This is a genomic window from Bacillus sp. K7 (assembly GCF_053903245.1).
In genome coordinates this window covers 3,650,556-3,667,780 of record NZ_CP096406.1, presented here as the reverse complement: position 1 = coordinate 3,667,780, position 17,225 = coordinate 3,650,556, and the positions used below count along the sequence as shown (strand labels likewise).

Sequence of the window (17,225 nt, the reverse complement as noted above, 5' to 3'; positions counted from 1 at the left end):
ACAATCCGTCACATAATGTGGGACTTTTTAGGTATTTTAGGCTTTATTTTTGAAATAAATCGTTGTAAAGTACTTAATATGAACCAGTAAGAGAATGTGTCATTAGATCAATCTGGCAATCTGGCATTAGATTGGTTCATCTTTTGACATGTTTGTGAAATATTGAACAAATATTTTTTTCGTCTACTTTGTGAATTGATGATCAAAGTCTTGGTTTAATTTGTGAAGTAGTGAGCAAATAACATCAGTTTTTAACCGGAAATGGAGGAGAAAGCATGAGTGAATTGGTTTTAGCCCGCATTCAATTTGCATCAACAACGTTGTTTCACTTCTTGTTTGTGCCGTTGTCTATCGGGCTTGTATTTATGGTTGCGTTGATGGAGACTCTTTATCTTGTGAAAAAAAATGAGCTGTACCTCAAAATGGCAAAGTTTTGGGGACACTTATTCTTAATAAATTTCGCAGTCGGTGTTGTAACGGGGATTTTGCAAGAATTCCAGTTTGGCATGAACTGGTCTGATTATTCCCGTTTTGTCGGCGACGTATTTGGCGCTCCGCTTGCAATTGAAGCATTATTGGCGTTTTTCATGGAATCTATCTTTATCGGATTATGGATTTTCGGCTGGGACCGCCTGCCGAAAAAAATTCACGTTCTCTGTATTTGGCTCGTTTCATTTGGAACGATTATGTCGTCTTTCTGGATTTTAACCGCCAATTCCTTTATGCAGGAGCCGGTCGGCTTTACGATCAAAAACGGCCGCGCGGAAATGAACGACTTTGCCGCACTGATCACAAACCCTCAGCTTTGGGTTGAGTTTCCGCACGTCATATTCGGTGCGCTTGCCACCGGGGCTTTCTTTATCGCCGGTGTGAGTGCTTTTAAACTATTGAAGAAAAAAGAAGTGCCGTTTTTCAAGCATTCTTTTAAACTCGCAATGATCGTTGGCCTTTGCGCAGGTCTTGGCGTCGCACTTAGCGGCCACGCGCAGGCTGAGCACTTGATGGAATCTCAGCCGATGAAAATGGCTGCCAGTGAAGGCCTTTGGGAAGACAGCGGTGACCCTGCTGCTTGGACAGCTTTTGCCATGATCGATACAAAAAATGAAAAAAGCTCAAATGAAATCAAAGTTCCTTATGCATTAAGCTACCTGGCGTATCAAAAATTCAGCGGAAGTGTCAAAGGGATGAAAACACTTCAGGCTGAGTACGAAAAAATATACGGAAAAGGCGACTATATTCCGCCTGTTAAAACGACATTCTGGAGTTTCCGCATCATGGTTGGCGCAGGTGTTGTCATGATTCTTGCCACGTTAGGCGGCCTTTGGCTAAACCGCCGCAAAACACTTGAAACCAGCAAGTGGTACTTGCGATTGATGATCGCCTTGATTTCCTTCCCGTTTATCGCCAACTCCGCGGGCTGGATTATGACAGAAATAGGGCGTCAGCCGTGGACGGTCATGGGCTTGATGACAACCGCTCAATCCGTGTCGCCTAACGTAACAGCGGGCTCCCTGTTATTCTCAATCATCGCATTCGGTGTGATGTACTTGATTCTGGGCGCACTGCTTGTCTTCTTATTCGTCCGTGAAATTAAAAAAGGTGCGGAGCATGGTGATCATCATGATGTTCCTGTATCAACAGACCCATTTAGTCAGGAGGTATACCATGTCTCTTCATGATCTTTGGTTTATACTCGTTGCTGTATTGTTTGTAGGTTTCTTCTTTTTGGAAGGCTTTGATTTCGGAGTCGGCATGGCGACCCGTTTTCTTGGCCATAATGAATTAGAACGCAGAGTGCTGATCAACACGATCGGGCCGTTTTGGGACGCAAATGAAGTATGGCTATTGACTGGTGCAGGCGCCATTTTCGCGGCGTTTCCGAACTGGTATGCAACGATGCTGAGCGGTTATTACATTCCGTTTGTCATTGTGCTTCTAGCGTTAATGGGCCGCGGGGTCGCGTTTGAGTTCCGCGGCAAGGTGGAGCATGGAAAATGGGTGAAGATTTGGGACTGGGTCGTTTTCTTCGGCAGTCTGATTCCTCCGTTTGTGCTCGGTGTATTGTTCGCGACATTATTCCGCGGGATGCCGATTGATGCCGATATGAACATTCACGCGCATGTATCCGATTATATCAATGTGTACTCTGTACTTGGCGGTGTGACTGTAACACTTCTTTGCTTTTTGCATGGATTAATGTTTATCACACTGCGTACGATCGGTGATTTGCAAAAACGCGCCCGGAACATGGCGCAGAAGATAATGGGTGTTGTTTTTGTAGCGGTTCTTGCCTTCGCGGCCCTTTCTGCCTATCAGACAGACATGTTTACACGCCGCGGCGAGATTACCATTCCGCTCGTTGTTTTGATTGTCATCTGCTTTATGCTGGCGGCTGTCTTTATCCGTAAGAAAAAAGACGGCTGGACATTTGGGATGACTGGCGCGGGGCTGGGGCTGACGGTAGGGATGATCTTTATTTCATTATTCCCTCGGGTCATGGTCAGCTCGCTTCAAAGCGCGTACGATTTAACAGTAGCTAACGCTTCTTCCGGTGATTATTCGCTTAAAGTCATGTCAATTACGGCGTTAACGCTATTGCCGTTTGTTATTGGCAGCCAGATCTGGAGTTATTATGTCTTCCGGAAGCGCGTCAGCCATAAGGAGCCTATGACTTATTAATGGGAAAAGACCTGTTTCGATATAAAGGAATGAAGCGAATTCTCACCGTGATTACTTGTTTAACGTTATTTCAGACAGCCGCCATTATTATGCAGGCAGAGTGGCTGAGTGAAGCCGTAACCGGTCTGTTCAACGGGAAGAGTATGGCCTCCCTGTTTCCGGTGATCGGCTTTTTCCTCATCGCTTTTGTCGCCCGGCACGGGGTCGCGGTGGCGCGCCAGAAAATCGTCTATCAATATGCTGCCCGGACAGGAGCAGATGTGAGAAAGAGTTTTCTTGATCAGCTGTTCCGGTTAGGTCCCCGTTTTGCAAAGAAAGAGGGGACGGGGCAAATGGTGACGCTGGCGATGGAAGGCATCAGCCAGTTCCGCCGTTACCTTGAGCTGTTTCTGCCGAAAATGGTCAGCATGGCGATTGTGCCTGCGGCTGTTGTCATTTATGTGTTTTTTCAGGATCGCACATCAGCCCTCATTTTGGTTGCGGCGATGCCGATTCTCATTGTTTTCATGATTCTCCTCGGTCTTGTCGCGCAGAGAAAAGCGGATCGCCAGTGGAAATCCTATCAGAGGCTTTCCAATCATTTCGTTGATTCTCTTCGCGGGCTGGAGACATTGCGTTTTTTGGGTTTGAGCACCTCGCACAGCAAAAACATTTTCTACGTGAGTGAGCGGTATCGCAAAGCAACGATGAGCACGCTTCGGGTGGCATTTTTATCTTCATTCGCGCTCGATTTTTTCGCCATGCTGTCGGTGGCAACAGTTGCCGTGTTTCTGGGCCTGCGCCTGATTGACGGCGATATTTTGCTTGGTCCGGCTTTAACGGCGCTTATTCTCGCACCTGAGTATTTTCTGCCGGTGCGGGAAGTGGGAAATGATTATCATGCGACGCTGAACGGACAGGAAGCAGGCAAAACCATTCAAGAGATTTTGTCGCAGCCTGGTTTTAAAGAAGAGGCGCCGCTTCAGCTTGAGGCTTGGTCCGAACAGGATGAGCTGAAGCTGTCAGGCGTGTCAGTCGGCCGGTCGGTGTCCGATATTGATCTGTCATTCAAAGGCAAGAAAAAAATTGGCATCATTGGCGCAAGCGGTGCGGGAAAATCAACTTTAATTGATATCCTCGGCGGGTTTTTGGAGCCAAATGGCGGTACGATAGAGGTCAACGGTTCAGAACGGTCCCATTTGCAGGACGGCAGCTGGCAGAAAAACCTTCTTTATATTCCGCAGCATCCGTACATTTTTGATGATACACTGGCGAACAACATTCGCTTCTATCATCCAAGCGCTTCAGATGAGGATGCGGCCAGCGCAGCTGCCGCGGCGGGACTGGCAGAGCTGGTGGACAAACTTCCGGACGGACTAGAGGGACGGATCGGGGAAGGCGGCCGGGCGCTCAGTGGCGGCCAGGCTCAGCGTGTCGCCCTCGCCCGCGCCTTTTTGGGAAACCGTCCGATCCTGCTGCTGGATGAGCCAACCGCCCATCTTGATATCGAAACAGAATATGAAATCAAAGAAACGATGCTGGATCTATTTGAGGATAAGCTCGTCTTTCTCGCGACTCACCGCCTTCACTGGATGCTCGATATGGATGAAATAATCGTGCTGGACGGAGGCAGGATTGCGGAAATCGGGACTCACGATGAATTGCTGAAGAAAAACGGTGTGTACGCCAAACTCGTGGAGGCACAACTGGGGGAAAGAGCATGAAGAAAGAAGAATGGATTCTGCCATATATCAAGCAAAATGCCCGTCTGTTCGTTCTGGTTATCCTTTTGGGCGCGGTGACAATTTTTTCTGCTGCTTTTCTCATGTTCACCTCAGGGTTTTTGATCTCAAAGGCGGCGACAAGACCGGAAAACATCCTGCTCATTTATGTGCCGATTGTCGCTGTCCGCACCTTTGGGATTGCACGGTCTGTGTCACGATATGTGGAACGCCTCGTCGGGCATCATATCATTTTGAAAATCGTGTCCGACATGCGTGTCCGCCTGTACAACATGCTTGAACCGGGTGCTTTGATGCTGCGTTCCCGTTTTCGCACGGGGGATATGCTCGGCATTTTGTCTGAGGACATTGAACATTTGCAGGATGCCTTCTTAAAAACGATTTTTCCTGCGATCTCAGCCTTGCTCCTGTACGCTGTTTCAGTGATTGCACTCGGGTTCTTTTCTTGGCCGTTTGCCGTATTGCTTGGGCTTTACTTGTTTGTTCTCGTTGTGCTGTTTCCAGTTGTGTCTTTGCTCGTGACAAGAGCGAAGAATGCAAAGCTGAAAAGCGGGAGGAACGTGCTGTACAGCCGACTGACAGATGCCGTGATGGGTGTCAGCGACTGGATGTTCAGCGGCCGCCGGCATGAGTTTGTAGACTCCTATGAAAAAGAAGAACTTGCTTGGTTTGAGCTTGAACGGAACAAACACCGCTTTATAAGATGGCGGGACTTTGCCGCACAATGCCTTGTCGCCGGCCTTATTTTGCTGATGCTGTTTTGGACGGCTGGGCAGCATGCGGACGGCGAACTCGCCAACACGATGATCGCAGCTTTTGTGCTTGTGGTGTTCCCGCTGACAGAAGCCTTTCTTCCGCTGTCCGATGCCTTGGGAGAAGTGCCCGGCTATCAGGATTCCATCAGACGCATGAACAAGGTGGCCTCTCAGCCGGAGGCGTCACAAACAGAAACTGCAGCTGAAACACTCGATCTCCAAGATGTCACACTGTCCTTTCGTGATGTGGCGTTTTCGTATGACAACACCAGCCACGTGCTGCACGACTTTTCTTTTACACTGCGCCAAGGAGAAAAAATGGCGCTGCTCGGCCGAAGCGGGTCTGGGAAATCAACGTCGCTCGCATTAATCGAGGGCGCCTTAAAGCCGGATTCAGGATCTGTAACGTTAAACGGAGTGGAGACTGTGCTGGTAAAGGATCAAATTGCCGATGCGGTAGCTGTGTTAAACCAAAAACCGCACCTCTTTGATACAAGCATTCTAAACAACATCAGGCTTGGAAATGGAGACGCAAGCGACGAGGATGTGCGCCGCGCCGCAAAGCAGGTAAAGCTCCATGATTATATTGAGTCACTCCCTGACGGATATCATACCTCTGTTCAGGAAACCGGCATCCGCTTTTCCGGAGGGGAGCGCCAGCGGATTGCGCTCGCCCGCATTTTGCTTCAGGATACGCCGATCATTATTCTCGATGAGCCGACAGTCGGCCTTGATCCTATTACAGAGCGTGAACTAATGGATACGGTGTTTGACGTGCTGAAAGGAAAAACAATCTTATGGATTACGCACCACCTCGCCGGAGTGGAAGCGGCCGATAAAATCGTGTTTCTTGAAAACGAAAAAACAGAAATGGAAGGAACACACGAAGAACTGCTGACGGCAAACGAACGGTATCGCCGCCTGTACCATCTTGATGTTCCTGTAAAATAGAAGGCAGCTTTAAGGCTGTCTTTTTTGTTTGAAATAGAAAAGGTGCAGGAAAAATAGGAAGAGAATGCAGAGGAGGGATAGAGATGGAGATTCCAATTTGGACGGAGGAGCATGTGAGGGCCTCGCTTCCTGAAAGAGAGGCGGAGAGCCATAAAGGCACGTACGGTACCGCATTGCTTTTGGCGGGAAGCGACGATATGCCGGGCGCAACGCTTCTGGCGGGGCTTGGGGCTATGCGGAGCGGTCTCGGAAAGCTTGTCATCGGCACGTCGGAAAGCGTGATCCCGTTGGTCGTTCCTGTTCTGCCCGAGGCGACCTATTGGCGTAATGGCTGGGAAAAAGCGGCGGACGCTCAGCTTGAAGAGACGTACCGGGCCATTGCCATCGGTCCGGGTCTTCCGCAAACCGAAAGCGTGCAGCAGGCAGTTGATCATGTGCTTGCGGCGGATTGCCCTGTTATTTTGGATGCCGGAGCGCTGGCCAAGCGCACGTATCCGAAACGGAAGGCGCCCACCATCCTCACGCCGCACCCGGGCGAGTTTTCCCGTATGACAGGGGTGCCTGTAAAAGAGCTGCAAAACAAAAGAGCCGAATATGCAAAGGAATGGGCGGCTCAGCTGCAGGCTGTCATTGTGTTAAAAGGAAATCAAACCATGATCGCGTTTCCCGATGGCGCCTGCTGGTGCAACCAAACTGGAAACGGGGCGCTCGCCAAGGGCGGCACCGGTGACACGCTGACAGGCATGATATTGGGCATGCTCTGCTGTCATGAAAACCCGAAACATGCGATATTAAACGCGGTCTATTTGCACGGTGCGTGCGCCGAGCTCTGGACCGACGAGCACTCCGCCCATACCCTGCTCGCTCACGAGCTTTCGGATGTATTGCCTCGCATGTGGAAACGGTTTGAATAAGAATAGCAGTAACATAAAAAGCTGTCTTCACAAGGAAGACAGCTTTTCTTGATAACCGGCTTGTTTTTTCAGACGCGGTTTCATCAATACATAATATAGAACAGAAGGCACGACCAAGCCGACAATCCATGCGATGTCTCCGCCGCCAAACATTTTGGCCAGCGGCCCGATGTAAAAGGATGTATTGATAAACGGGATCTCTAGCAAGATGGAAAGAACAAACGCCATCGTCGTGATCCAATTGACCTTTCCATACGGCCCGTTTACATCGAACATGGCTTTGACTTGATAGTTTCCATGGCGGACGAAGTAGTAATCGACTAAATTGATTGCCGTCCATGGAATTAAGAAATAACTGATGAAAAAGATAAAATTCAAAAACAGCTCCATAAAATTACTTTGTCCGAGCAGGCTTAAGACTGTACCGACAAGCGTGACACCGAGGATCATGATGATTCTGACGTTGGGCGTGACTTTTAACTTCAGAAATGGCTCAAGCGTTGTGGTTGTGGACATGAAAGCCCCATACAGGTTAAAGACATTGATCGCCATTTGCCCGAATAACACAATGATCAGCATAATGAACGAGAAAGGGCCGAACAGTTGGACAATCTGGCTGCCTGAGTTTGTTGTAAAGTCAGGCAGTGCCGTCGTCAGTAAAGCGCCGAGCAGCATCATCCAGATGGAGCTGACAGATGTGCCTGCGTAGCTGTACCAAAATGTTTGAGAAGCCGGTGTTTGAACTGGCAGATATCGTGAATAATCGGCAACATACGGCGCGTATGCCAGCTGCCACGTCGCGACTGCGCTGACCGCAACCAAGAAAACAGGCAGATCAACCGCCCCGGGAATCCAGCTGCCTGCCGGGATCGGCAATTGAAAAATAAGAATCGTTGCAGCAAAAAATACAGCAAAAGAGGTCCAAGACAGGATTTTTTGCATTTTGTGAATCAAATCATGGCCGAAAATGGTGAGTAAAAAACATACGGCGCTTAAGCCTATAATGCTCCATGATCCCGGGATGGGAACAAAGCTGCTTAAGGTTCCGGCCGCCAGAATCGTGCTGCTTGCGAAGAAACCAAGGTAGATAAACATGACTAAGAAGAGGGGAAGAATCGCTCCGATTACGCCGAATTGGGCACGGCTTTGAATCATTTGCGGGATGCCAAGCTGAGGGCCTTGCGCGGAATGAGACGCCATAAATATGGCACCGAGTAAGGTTCCGCAAATAATAGCGGCAACACTCCAAAACAGATTAAGTCCCATTGCCACGGGAAGAGTACCGGTCACTAACGTAGTGATATGCATATTAGCCCCAAACCACACGGGGAATAAATCTTTCGCTTTACCATGTCTTTCTTCATTTGGAATATGTTCAATCGTTCGCCTTTCTACTTTCAATGCATCGTCCTCCATATTGGATGTTATTTTAAAATCGACATAAAGACATAGCTTAACAGACTATGAGGGGGTTTACAAATGAGGATATGCGGCCAATCGGCCGGGAAGCCTATCTGTCCATAGCTGAATAGAGTTGTAAAAAAAATGAACGGCTTTGAATCCGGTGTCGTCTCATAAGGCAGAAAAACAAAAAAGGGGGGATCGCGGCCATTGGATACACATGAAGAACAGAAGCTGATTCAGCAGGCGAAAGAGGGGAACGACGAGGCGTTTACAGCCCTATTCCACTATCATTATTCTTTTTTATATAAATACTTGTTGAAGCTTTCCCTTCACCCTGATCTCAGCGAGGAACTTGTTCAGGAAACCTTTCTAAAAGGGTACATTCATTTAAAGAGCTTCCAAGGCCGTTCCAAATTCTCCACGTGGCTGATCTCTATTGCGTCGAGGCTCTACCTCGATCACCAGAAAAAGAGAAAGAGAGAATGGAAACGGAATCAGGCGGTTACAGAGGAAACAATACGCAAAATAAAGTGGGACATGTCAATGAAAGGATCTGAGTGGAGGGAGACGCTTGATCTCTTTTCCCGGCTTGACCCGAAGCTGCGCACGCCCGTTTTATTAAGGCACTATTACAGCTATACCTACGCCGAAATCGGGCTGATGCTGCAAATCAAGGAAGGCACGGTTAAGTCTAGGGTTCATAAAGGGCTCCAGCAAATCAGAAAGGAGTGGACTGATGAATAAAGAAAAGCGATCTGTTCATTTAAAATCGGAATTACAGAAAATCGACCAATGCGCCAACCCGAATATACCGAGTCAAAAAGAGTTGCTTGATCAATTGGCACAAATGAAAGCCGAACGAAGAAAAAGCCTGCTGAAAGAAGTGATGCTATTTATGTTCTGTGCGCTGGCGATGGTAAGCGCGGCGATGCTGGCATTTCATCAAGTTCCCGTTGTTTTTGTCGTGCTTCAGGTCTGTGCGCTGGCTGTCCTGCCGGTTTTGATTGCGGCCGAGAAAAAACGATACCTCGGCGAACGTGAGGTGAAGCGCTGATGTCCCAAACAGAAATGATCGTAGCGGTGGCTGCTTGTCTCATCCTTTTGGCACAGGGAATCTTTTTATTCATTGATGCGAAAAAACGGGATCGTCTGGCATGGGTCTGGGGAATTGTCGGGTTAATTCAAGCGCCGACGCCTCTGATTTGCTATTACTTTTTTGTGATTAGGCCAGACCGGAAGAAAAGGGGGATAAAGAAATGAATATTTCTTGGGAAATGATTTTGCCGCTGATTGGATTGCAGGTTGTACTGGCTGTATTCGCTCTTATTTGCTGTATAAAGGAGGAGCGGACAAACGGGCCAAAGTGGATATGGGCAGCGGTCATTGTGTGTATCAATATCATCGGGCCGATTTTATTTTTTACCGTCGGCAGAAAGCAAAGGTGAGCGGGCATGCTGTCTATCGAGTCATTATGCAAATCGTATCGGCACCATCCAGCTGTAAAGAATGTCAGTTTTCATGTGAATAAAAACGAATGTGTCGCACTGTTAGGCCCTAATGGTGCAGGTAAAACCACAACGCTCCATATGCTGGCCGGGCTGCTTTCACCAACCTCCGGCACCATAAAACTGTTAGGGGAGAAAAAGCCGGATCGGCGTTTGATCGGATACCTTCCGCAGTACCCAGCCTTTTATTCGTGGATGACCGCAAACGAATGTTTAACCTTTGCCGGGAGACTGTCCGGCCTCACGAAGAAAAAATGCCGAGAGGAAGTCGGCGGGATGCTTGAATTTGTCGGCTTGCAGGAATCGGCACACAAAAGAATCGGCGGCTATTCAGGCGGCATGAAGCAAAGACTCGGGCTGGCACAGGCGCTGCTCCATCAACCGAAGCTTTTGATACTGGATGAACCGGTGTCCGCTCTAGATCCGGCAGGACGGTTTGAAGTGCTGGATATGATGCGGGAGTTGAAGAAGCACATGGCTGTCCTGTTTTCCACACACGTTTTGCACGATGCGGAGCAGGTGTGTGATCAGGTGGTCATCATGAAAAGCGGGGAGGTTTCTTGGAAAGGCGAGTTACAACAGTTGAAAAAACTGCATCAAACGAACGTTTTCACCCTTTCAGTGAAAGAGAATTTGAAGGGCTGGCTTGAAGATAAGCCTTACGTATCAGCTATTATCTATATCAATCCGTCCCAAGCTGTTTTCGAGCTGCCTGGTATACACGCTGGGCGGGCATTGTTGAGTGATTGTATCCGGGCGGGATTGACCGTCACCCATTTCGAGCAGAAAACGGAGTCTCTTGAAGACGTCTATCTACAGGTGGTGCACGCATGAAGGTGTTGATGACGCTATTTCAAAAAGAATGGCTCGAGGGATGGAAAAGCGGCAAGCTGATTTGGCTGCCGATCGCGATGATGATCGTGGGGCTGACACAGCCGCTGACCATATATTATATGCCGGAAATCATCGCACACGGGGGAAACCTTCCCGACGGCATGAAAATCAGTTTTTCAATGCCTTCCGGACCTGAAGTAATGGTCAGCACGCTTTCTCAATTCAACACGCTTGGCATGGCTCTGGTCATCTTCAGCGTCATGGGCAGCGTGGCGAATGAAAGAAGCCAAGGCGTTACGTCGCTGATCATGTCGCGGCCTGTTTCGACAGTACAGTATATCATGAGCAAATGGCTTATCCAAAGCGTGATCGGCATCGCGTCGTTTGCCGCTGGATACGGGCTTGCCTATTATTACGTCCGGCTGCTGTTTGAGGACACATCCTTCAGCCGCTTTGCCGGAAGCCTTGGCCTTTATGCTCTTTGGATCATGTTTATGGTGACTGCCGGCCTTGCCGGAAGCACGATGTTTCGGTCTCTCGGAGCAGCCGCGGCTTCCGGAATCGGGCTTACAGCTGCCGTTTCCTTTGCGGCTTCGCTATTTCCCGAAGATGCGAAGTGGCTTCCGGCTGCGCTTTGCAAGCAGGCGGAGCATATCCTTCTTCATGGAGAGCGGGCGGATTTCTTCGGATGGTCGCTTACATGTTCCTCTTTGTGCATCGTGCTTCTGGCCATGTTTTCAGTGTGGCGCTTCCGGCGGTATGAAAGCTATTAATTGCTCATGCCACGCTTTTGCGCAAACATCACAAGAAAGGCGGCAAATGCCAGCGCCCCGGCTCCATAAAAAACTCCCGCAAGCCCGAAAAGCTGTGCGATTTTTCCGGCAAGAAGGGGCCCGAGGAAGATGCCTAGCGCATAAAATGATTGATAAAATCCCATGGCCGACATTTTTAAACGGGCCGAACTGATATCGACGACTCGGCTGAGCAGCAGAGGAAACACGAAACCGAGCGCCAGCCCGATGCAGGCGTGCGTGATGCAAATCGTGAACAATGTAGCTGAAAACGGAACGAATAGCAAACAGGCTCCGGTCACAGCAAAACTTGAGAGCAGCACGGAGTAAGCGGTTCGGCTTGTCATGCGCAGAAATACAACGCTTAATGTGGCGGCTGCATGAGGGAGGAAAAAGGCGCTCATCACCCAAAGCAGCTCCGCGTCACCCATTCCGAGCTGATGAATGTAAAGCGGTGTAAAACCAAACACGGTCATAAATAACACCGCGTGGGCGGTCATAGACAGGATGGTGAAAAGCTTGAGCTTCGGCAGCCGCAATGTGTCTTTGATGGATTGCGGCACACGGATTGTGTCGCGATTCGCTGGAGCAGCCGAAGGGTCTTTAATAAAGCAGCAGATCACCAAGCCGATGGCCGAGGCCGCCAGCGCCATCCAAAACGGAACCTGCCTGCCTAAGCGGGCTGCCGCAAGCCCGCAGAACACAATGCTGGCGAACTGAGGCATGACAGTGAAAAACTGCATCATGCCCATTGCTTTTGAGGCGTTTTCGCTGTTGAAATACTGCGCGTATAAAATGGTCGCCATGACCCACATAGAGGCGGTGATTCCCGCAAACAACCGTGCGGCCAGTACGAAGAAGAAAGAATCAAACAGCAGAAAAAGCAGGCTGCTGAGGACGGAAAAACCAAACCCGCAGATTAACAATTGCTTGCGTATAGAAAACAGGATGTCTGACAGCAAGCCGAGCGGAAATCGAAGAAGGATTTGCGTCACTCCGTAGCTGCCGAGAATGATGCCGATGGCGCCGTATGAAAAGTGCAGGTCCTCCAAATACAGGCTGAAAACAGGCACGTAAATATAGCCTGAAAACCAAAAACAAAATACCATGCATAAAAAAACGGCGTGGTCTAAAGCGCCGATTGTTTTTTTCTGAGACATCATGTCCTGCTGTAATTCCATCTTTCCTCTCCACCCTTTTCTTCCAGTACAACACAAATGCTGAAGGCGTTTCAATACAAAAATAAAAAACAGGACTGCAAATAAGTCCTGTTCATAACTTCTTCCCGCTATTTATGCTATCTTGTGGAACTGCTGCTTGTTTAGGCTGATACTCTGACGTATAAATGGCAAGAAGGATTAATATTGCACCAAGCCATTCAAAACCCTTTATCATTTCGTTTAATAACATAAACGCGAATAGAGTGGCAAAAATAGGTTCTGTTAATTCATAAAATTGAACTTGATTCGCTTTAAGGTAATTTAATGCTTTTGTTGTGCAGTAGAAACCTCCAATTGTCGGCAAAAGCGCAAGTGCTATGAGCGATGGATACGCATGAGCCTGAGGCAACACAAATCCTTCTGCAACAAACGGGAAAAAAAGATAGATGCTTCCGAAAAGTGTAAAATACCATACTAAAGCAAGCCCACTCTTTAAATCGAACTTTTTAGTGGCTACTAAAAACAAGCCATAGCCCATACCAGCAATGATTGCCAACAAGGTACCGATTGAAAAATGAAAATTCATTGTTCCTTCGCCCATATGCATGAAAAGCAACCCGGCAATTAGTAAAATTAATCCAACCATTTGGAACATATTTTTTTTCTCACGCAGGAAGACTGCCCCGCAAAGAAATGTAGTAAGCGCTGAGGTTCCCAATAATATAAAGACGACGATCGAAACTTGATCATATTGATAAGCAGCTGTTTCAAAATAATAGAGAATAAATATGCCTAAGAAAGAGCAAATAATTAATTGTTTACTCCTACCCCTGAGTTCTCTTATTTCTTTTTGTATTCCTTTATGAAACAAAGCTGCAATTGAAATGAATAGAAAAGCAAATAAACATTTATAAAATGAGATGGCGGCGGAAGTTAGATTTGACATGAATAGATTTTTGCTGATGATTCCAACACTGCCGTTCAGTAAAGCTGCTAAAAGAGCCAAAATTGCTCCTATTACATAATGATTTTTCATCCTGCCACCTTTCCTGAAATCGGTAGTTTTTGATTCTTAATAAGATCTTTTATTAACGGCGGATTTGAATTGGAAGAGAAAAACACTCCGCCCATATAGCTGTTTAATGTTTTATAATTTTCATCTTTCATCATGATGAGATGGGCTTTTTTTATGTTCCAATAGGGAATGCTGGCTTGAAGGTGATGGGTTAAATGATAGGCTTCTCCATGAATGCTTAAAAAGAAGGCTTCCAGCCAATGGCTATAACGATTGCGGGTCATTTTTAAGCTTTCATTATTTCGATAAACTAATGGATAATGCTCGGCCAATTCAATAAACCAACCAATTGCCATAAATGAAGTAAAGAAGGGAACCACCCAGAATAATAGAAAATAATGAAACACGCCAAAATAAATGATAACTGCTAAAATGATAAGCCAGTAAACAGACATATAAAAATATTGTCTAGGGTGTTTTTTAAATTGAAGCATTCTATTTTTAAATACATAATAAGAATAACTTATAATATTTAATAAAAATAGGGGCTTAAGTATATATTTGTATAAAAAATGCTTATGGCTATTTAACTTGTATAAACCTATATCGAGATGGTATTGATAGTCGGGGTCCTTATCGGGATTGCCTAAATGGGTGTGATGGCCCTTGACGTGTGAATCTTTATAAATATTGAATTCTTGTCCAATTAAATAACCGGAGAGATATGTACCTAAGAAATAATTAAGTTTTTTGTTTTTTGCTAAGCATAGATGTGATGCATCATGAAGAATTGTGGCTAGTGCTCTTTGCCTCGACCCAATTAACAAAACTGATAAAGGGTAGAATAAATAATTAAGCTGGCATAAATAGATGGCAACAGCAATAACTAGAAAATCATAAACAATACCTGCCAGCCCGCGATAATTATTTGATTTGTACAAGGGCCTTAATTCAGTTGTGATTTCTTTTGAGAAACGGTAATGAAGATAATCCACGTCTGCACTCCTTTTTTGAGAATATTTACATGAACATATTAATCGCATTTTTGTTAAAATTCAACATTATATTCAAAAAGTATACAAAAATTATACAAAAAGAGCTGCCTGGTCGGCAGCCTTTTTGTATATTAATACGGATCAGACGGATGGCTCTCCTGTTCAGCCTGCATGGCAGCCTGCTCAGTCTCTGTTGTGCCGATCGGTCCGTTGCTATTGTTTTCTGAGACTTTTTTCAGCCCTTCCGCTACACGTTTTCCATAGTCGGGATCAGCTTTTGTAAAATTTTCAATCATCTGATCCTGAATTTCTTTTCGGCATGTGGAAAGGGTATTGACCAGATTCGTGATCAATTCGTTCCGTTCAAATTCAGAAAATCTCCGGTAGGTCTCTCCAGCCTGCCCGAAGTTGTTCGTTCTGTCGATCGCTTCACGCTTCACATCACCTTCGACATGCGGCGTATGATCTTTGCCATCCTGCTTCGCTTCCGTCAGCCCGCCCATAATGGATGGCTCATAGTTGACGTGCGGGTTTTGGCCTTCTGCTCTATCGGTCCGGTATAGCATTTGTCCGCCTTCCTGGTTGGTGGCGACATGCTTTTTCGGCGAGTTAATCGGAAGCTGCAGGTAATTTGCGCCTACACGGTAGCGCTGCGTATCAGAGTAGGAAAACGTCCGCCCCTGAAGTAATTTATCATCTGAGAAATCAAGCCCGTCAACAAGCACTCCCGTTCCGAATGATGCTTGTTCCACTTCCGCATGGTAGTTTTCAGGGTTTTTGTTCAGAACGAGTTTGCCGATCGGCTTCCATGGGAAATCGTCTTTATACCACAGCTTTGTCGGATCAAGCGGATCAAAGTCCAGTTCAGGATGCTCATCGTCGCTCATGATTTGGGCATAGACTTCCCATTCTGGATAATCGCCATTTTCAATCGCTTCATACAAATCCTGTGTTGCATGGTTAAAATTCTTCCCTTGAATGTCTTCCGCTTCCTTTTGTGTCAGGTTGCGGATGCCCTGCTTCGGCTCGAAATGATATTTCACGAGAACGGCCTTGCCCTCCTCATTCACCCATTTATAGGCGTGTACGCCCGAACCCTGCATTTGCCGGTAGTTGGCCGGAATGCCCCAAGGCGAAAATAAGAAAGTGATCATATGTGTCGCTTCAGGAGACTGAGAAATGAAATCGAAAATACGTTCACCATCTTGGATGTTGGTCACTGGATCAGGCTGAAATGCGTGTACAAGATCCGGGAATTTCAGCGGGTCACGGATAAAAAAGATTTTCAGGTTGTTCCCGACCAAATCCCAGTTTCCGTCTTCGGTATAAAGCTTAACGGCAAAACCGCGCGGGTCTCTCAATGTTTCAGGTGAGTGTTTGCCGTGATTCACCGTAGAAAAACGGACAAATGCCGGCGTTTGCTTGCCTTTTTCCTGAAAGAGCCGGGCCCTGGTGTACTTTGAGATCGGCTCGTCTCCAAAGGTTCCATAAGCTTCAAAATACCCGTGTGCACCCGCTCCTCTGGCGTGGACAACCCGCTCCGGAATGCGTTCCCTGTCAAAGTGGCTGATTTTTTCAAGAAAATCGTAGTTCTCAAGCGTCGTAGGCCCTCTGTTCCCGACCGTCCTCACATTTTGGTTGTCAGTGACAGGGTGCCCCTGCCTGTTCGTCAAAGTATCCTCTGACTCGTTTTTCCCGGATGTCTTATGAGAAAGCGCATCCTCGCTGCTTTGGGCATTTGTTCCGTGATACTTGTTTTGATGATCATCTTTCATTGGTTGACCCTCCTTTTTTGAACGGTAACAATATTCCCTGAATGGAAAGATTTTAAAACAGCTGTTTTTTTTCAGCGGGTTCGGGAATGGTACAATGTACAAAAATCGGTAAAAGGAGAGGTCGCTTTGTGACGAGAGAAAGACATCCGCTGCCCATCACGTTTTACCAAAAAAACGCCCTTGAGCTTGCCCCGGCGCTTCTCGGCTGCCTTCTGGTCAAAGAAACAGACCAAGGCACAGCGTCAGGCTATATCGTGGAAACAGAAGCTTATATGGGGGCTGAAGACAGAGCGGCCCACAGCTTTAACAATCGCCGGACGAAGCGGACTGAAATTATGTTTGCGGATGCTGGGCGCGTGTATACATACGTCATGCATACCCATACGTTGCTGAATGTCGTCGCCGCAGAAGCAGATATCCCGCAAGCGGTATTAATCAGGGCGATTGAGCCCCATGAAGGCCAGCTGTTAATGGAAGAAAGGAGGCCGGGCCGTCGTCCGAGGGAATGGACAAACGGACCCGGAAAGCTGACCAAGGCGCTTGGCGTTACGATGAATGACTATGGACGCTGGATCACGGAACAGCCGCTTTACATCGAAAGCGGGTATACACCGGAGGACATTTCAACGGGCCCGCGCATCGGCATTGACAACAGTGGAGAGGCGCGGGATTATCCGTGGCGTTTCTGGGTGACGGGAAACAGGTACGTGTCGCGTTAGCATGTTT

General features: G+C 47.4%; 17 protein-coding genes. 12 read left to right on the top strand and 5 right to left on the bottom strand.

The window, feature by feature from the left end:
- Nucleotides 1-275: 275 nt before the first annotated feature.
- From cydA to M1D98_RS18730, 5 genes are all read left to right on the top strand, one after another.
- Nucleotides 276-1,679 carry a cytochrome ubiquinol oxidase subunit I gene (gene cydA, locus M1D98_RS18750; protein WP_268400412.1) on the top strand — a complete coding sequence of 468 codons (1,404 nt, stop codon included), beginning with the start codon at nt 276-278 and terminating at the stop codon, nt 1,677-1,679.
- A complete protein-coding gene (gene cydB / locus M1D98_RS18745) occupies nt 1,666-2,679 on the top strand; it encodes a cytochrome d ubiquinol oxidase subunit II (RefSeq protein ID WP_456279847.1) in 1,014 nt (337 codons plus the stop codon). Before cydA ends, cydB begins: the two co-directional genes overlap by 14 nt.
- On the top strand, nt 2,679-4,382 hold the full coding sequence (gene cydD / locus M1D98_RS18740; RefSeq protein WP_456279846.1) for a thiol reductant ABC exporter subunit CydD: 1,704 nt from the start codon (nt 2,679-2,681) through the stop codon (nt 4,380-4,382). Before cydB ends, cydD begins: the two co-directional genes overlap by 1 nt.
- A complete protein-coding gene (cydC, locus tag M1D98_RS18735) occupies nt 4,379-6,106 on the top strand; it encodes a thiol reductant ABC exporter subunit CydC (protein ID WP_456279845.1) in 1,728 nt (575 codons plus the stop codon). The genes cydD and cydC overlap by 4 nt, the downstream gene beginning before the upstream one ends.
- Before the next feature lie 83 nt (nt 6,107-6,189).
- Nucleotides 6,190-7,020 carry an NAD(P)H-hydrate dehydratase gene (locus tag M1D98_RS18730; protein WP_121643601.1) on the top strand — a complete coding sequence of 277 codons (831 nt, stop codon included), beginning with the start codon at nt 6,190-6,192 and terminating at the stop codon, nt 7,018-7,020.
- Nucleotides 7,021-7,047: 27 nt separating this feature from the next.
- Here M1D98_RS18730 and M1D98_RS18725 read toward each other — a convergent pair whose 3' ends face one another.
- Nucleotides 7,048-8,421, bottom strand: coding sequence for a cytosine permease (locus M1D98_RS18725; RefSeq protein ID WP_121643600.1), 1,374 nt, complete (start codon nt 8,419-8,421; stop codon nt 7,048-7,050).
- Nucleotides 8,422-8,631: 210 nt separating this feature from the next.
- Here M1D98_RS18725 and sigY point away from each other — a divergent pair, with 210 nt between their 5' ends.
- The 6 genes from sigY to M1D98_RS18695 are packed head-to-tail and all read left to right on the top strand — an operon-like array spanning nt 8,632 to nt 11,536.
- Nucleotides 8,632-9,168: an RNA polymerase sigma factor SigY gene (gene sigY, locus M1D98_RS18720; protein ID WP_121643599.1), complete on the top strand. Its 537-nt coding sequence runs from the start codon at nt 8,632-8,634 to the stop codon at nt 9,166-9,168.
- Nucleotides 9,161-9,478 (top strand): YxlC family protein, encoded by a 318-nt coding sequence (locus M1D98_RS18715; RefSeq protein ID WP_435576366.1) that lies wholly within the window; start codon nt 9,161-9,163, stop codon nt 9,476-9,478. The genes sigY and M1D98_RS18715 overlap by 8 nt, the downstream gene beginning before the upstream one ends.
- A complete protein-coding gene (gene yxlD, locus M1D98_RS18710) occupies nt 9,478-9,684 on the top strand; it encodes a sigma Y negative regulator YxlD (RefSeq protein ID WP_121643597.1) in 207 nt (68 codons plus the stop codon). The genes M1D98_RS18715 and yxlD overlap by 1 nt, the downstream gene beginning before the upstream one ends.
- Complete coding sequence (gene yxlE / locus M1D98_RS18705; protein WP_121643596.1) at nt 9,681-9,869, top strand: sigma Y negative regulator YxlE; 189 nt, start codon at nt 9,681-9,683, stop codon at nt 9,867-9,869. The genes yxlD and yxlE overlap by 4 nt, the downstream gene beginning before the upstream one ends.
- Before the next feature lie 6 nt (nt 9,870-9,875).
- Complete coding sequence (locus M1D98_RS18700; RefSeq protein ID WP_121643595.1) at nt 9,876-10,763, top strand: ABC transporter ATP-binding protein; 888 nt, start codon at nt 9,876-9,878, stop codon at nt 10,761-10,763.
- Nucleotides 10,760-11,536 carry an ABC transporter permease gene (locus M1D98_RS18695; RefSeq protein ID WP_435576365.1) on the top strand — a complete coding sequence of 259 codons (777 nt, stop codon included), beginning with the start codon at nt 10,760-10,762 and terminating at the stop codon, nt 11,534-11,536. The genes M1D98_RS18700 and M1D98_RS18695 overlap by 4 nt, the downstream gene beginning before the upstream one ends.
- Here M1D98_RS18695 and M1D98_RS18690 read toward each other — a convergent pair.
- The 4 genes from M1D98_RS18690 to katX form a co-directional block, all read right to left on the bottom strand.
- On the bottom strand, nt 11,533-12,735 hold the full coding sequence (locus M1D98_RS18690; RefSeq protein WP_435576364.1) for an MFS transporter: 1,203 nt from the start codon (nt 12,733-12,735) through the stop codon (nt 11,533-11,535). The genes M1D98_RS18695 and M1D98_RS18690 overlap by 4 nt on opposite strands.
- A gap of 91 nt (nt 12,736-12,826) precedes the next feature.
- Nucleotides 12,827-13,750 carry a DMT family transporter gene (locus M1D98_RS18685; RefSeq protein WP_268538549.1) on the bottom strand — a complete coding sequence of 308 codons (924 nt, stop codon included), beginning with the start codon at nt 13,748-13,750 and terminating at the stop codon, nt 12,827-12,829.
- The gene (gene gntB / locus M1D98_RS18680; protein WP_268522646.1) at nt 13,747-14,724 is read right to left on the bottom strand and encodes a guanitoxin biosynthesis L-arginine gamma (S) hydroxylase; all 978 of its coding nucleotides are present in this window, start codon (nt 14,722-14,724) and stop codon (nt 13,747-13,749) included. Before gntB ends, M1D98_RS18685 begins: the two co-directional genes overlap by 4 nt.
- Before the next feature lie 131 nt (nt 14,725-14,855).
- A complete protein-coding gene (katX, locus tag M1D98_RS18675) occupies nt 14,856-16,499 on the bottom strand; it encodes a catalase KatX (protein WP_268538548.1) in 1,644 nt (547 codons plus the stop codon).
- Between the two features lie 128 nt (nt 16,500-16,627).
- Between katX and M1D98_RS18670 the strand changes: the two genes are divergently transcribed.
- The gene (locus tag M1D98_RS18670) at nt 16,628-17,218 is read left to right on the top strand and encodes a DNA-3-methyladenine glycosylase (protein WP_121643589.1); all 591 of its coding nucleotides are present in this window, start codon (nt 16,628-16,630) and stop codon (nt 17,216-17,218) included.
- Nucleotides 17,219-17,225: the final 7 nt, after the last annotated feature.

Excerpts from the sequence above, each read along its gene's own strand:
- cydA (WP_268400412.1), top strand. The coding sequence starts at position 276 with ATGAGTGAATTGGTTTTAGCCCGCATTCAATTTGCATCAACAACGTTG.
- cydB (WP_456279847.1), top strand. The coding sequence starts at position 1,666 with ATGTCTCTTCATGATCTTTGGTTTATACTCGTTGCTGTATTGTTTGTA.
- cydD (WP_456279846.1), top strand. The coding sequence starts at position 2,679 with ATGGGAAAAGACCTGTTTCGATATAAAGGAATGAAGCGAATTCTCACC.
- cydC (WP_456279845.1), top strand. The coding sequence starts at position 4,379 with ATGAAGAAAGAAGAATGGATTCTGCCATATATCAAGCAAAATGCCCGT.
- M1D98_RS18730 (WP_121643601.1), top strand. The coding sequence starts at position 6,190 with ATGGAGATTCCAATTTGGACGGAGGAGCATGTGAGGGCCTCGCTTCCT.
- M1D98_RS18715 (WP_435576366.1), top strand. The coding sequence starts at position 9,161 with ATGAATAAAGAAAAGCGATCTGTTCATTTAAAATCGGAATTACAGAAA.
- yxlD (WP_121643597.1), top strand. The coding sequence starts at position 9,478 with ATGTCCCAAACAGAAATGATCGTAGCGGTGGCTGCTTGTCTCATCCTT.
- yxlE (WP_121643596.1), top strand. The coding sequence starts at position 9,681 with ATGAATATTTCTTGGGAAATGATTTTGCCGCTGATTGGATTGCAGGTT.
- M1D98_RS18700 (WP_121643595.1), top strand. The coding sequence starts at position 9,876 with ATGCTGTCTATCGAGTCATTATGCAAATCGTATCGGCACCATCCAGCT.
- M1D98_RS18695 (WP_435576365.1), top strand. The coding sequence starts at position 10,760 with ATGAAGGTGTTGATGACGCTATTTCAAAAAGAATGGCTCGAGGGATGG.
- M1D98_RS18690 (WP_435576364.1), bottom strand. The coding sequence starts at position 12,735 with ATGGAATTACAGCAGGACATGATGTCTCAGAAAAAAACAATCGGCGCT.
- M1D98_RS18685 (WP_268538549.1), bottom strand. The coding sequence starts at position 13,750 with ATGAAAAATCATTATGTAATAGGAGCAATTTTGGCTCTTTTAGCAGCT.
- katX (WP_268538548.1), bottom strand. The coding sequence starts at position 16,499 with ATGAAAGATGATCATCAAAACAAGTATCACGGAACAAATGCCCAAAGC.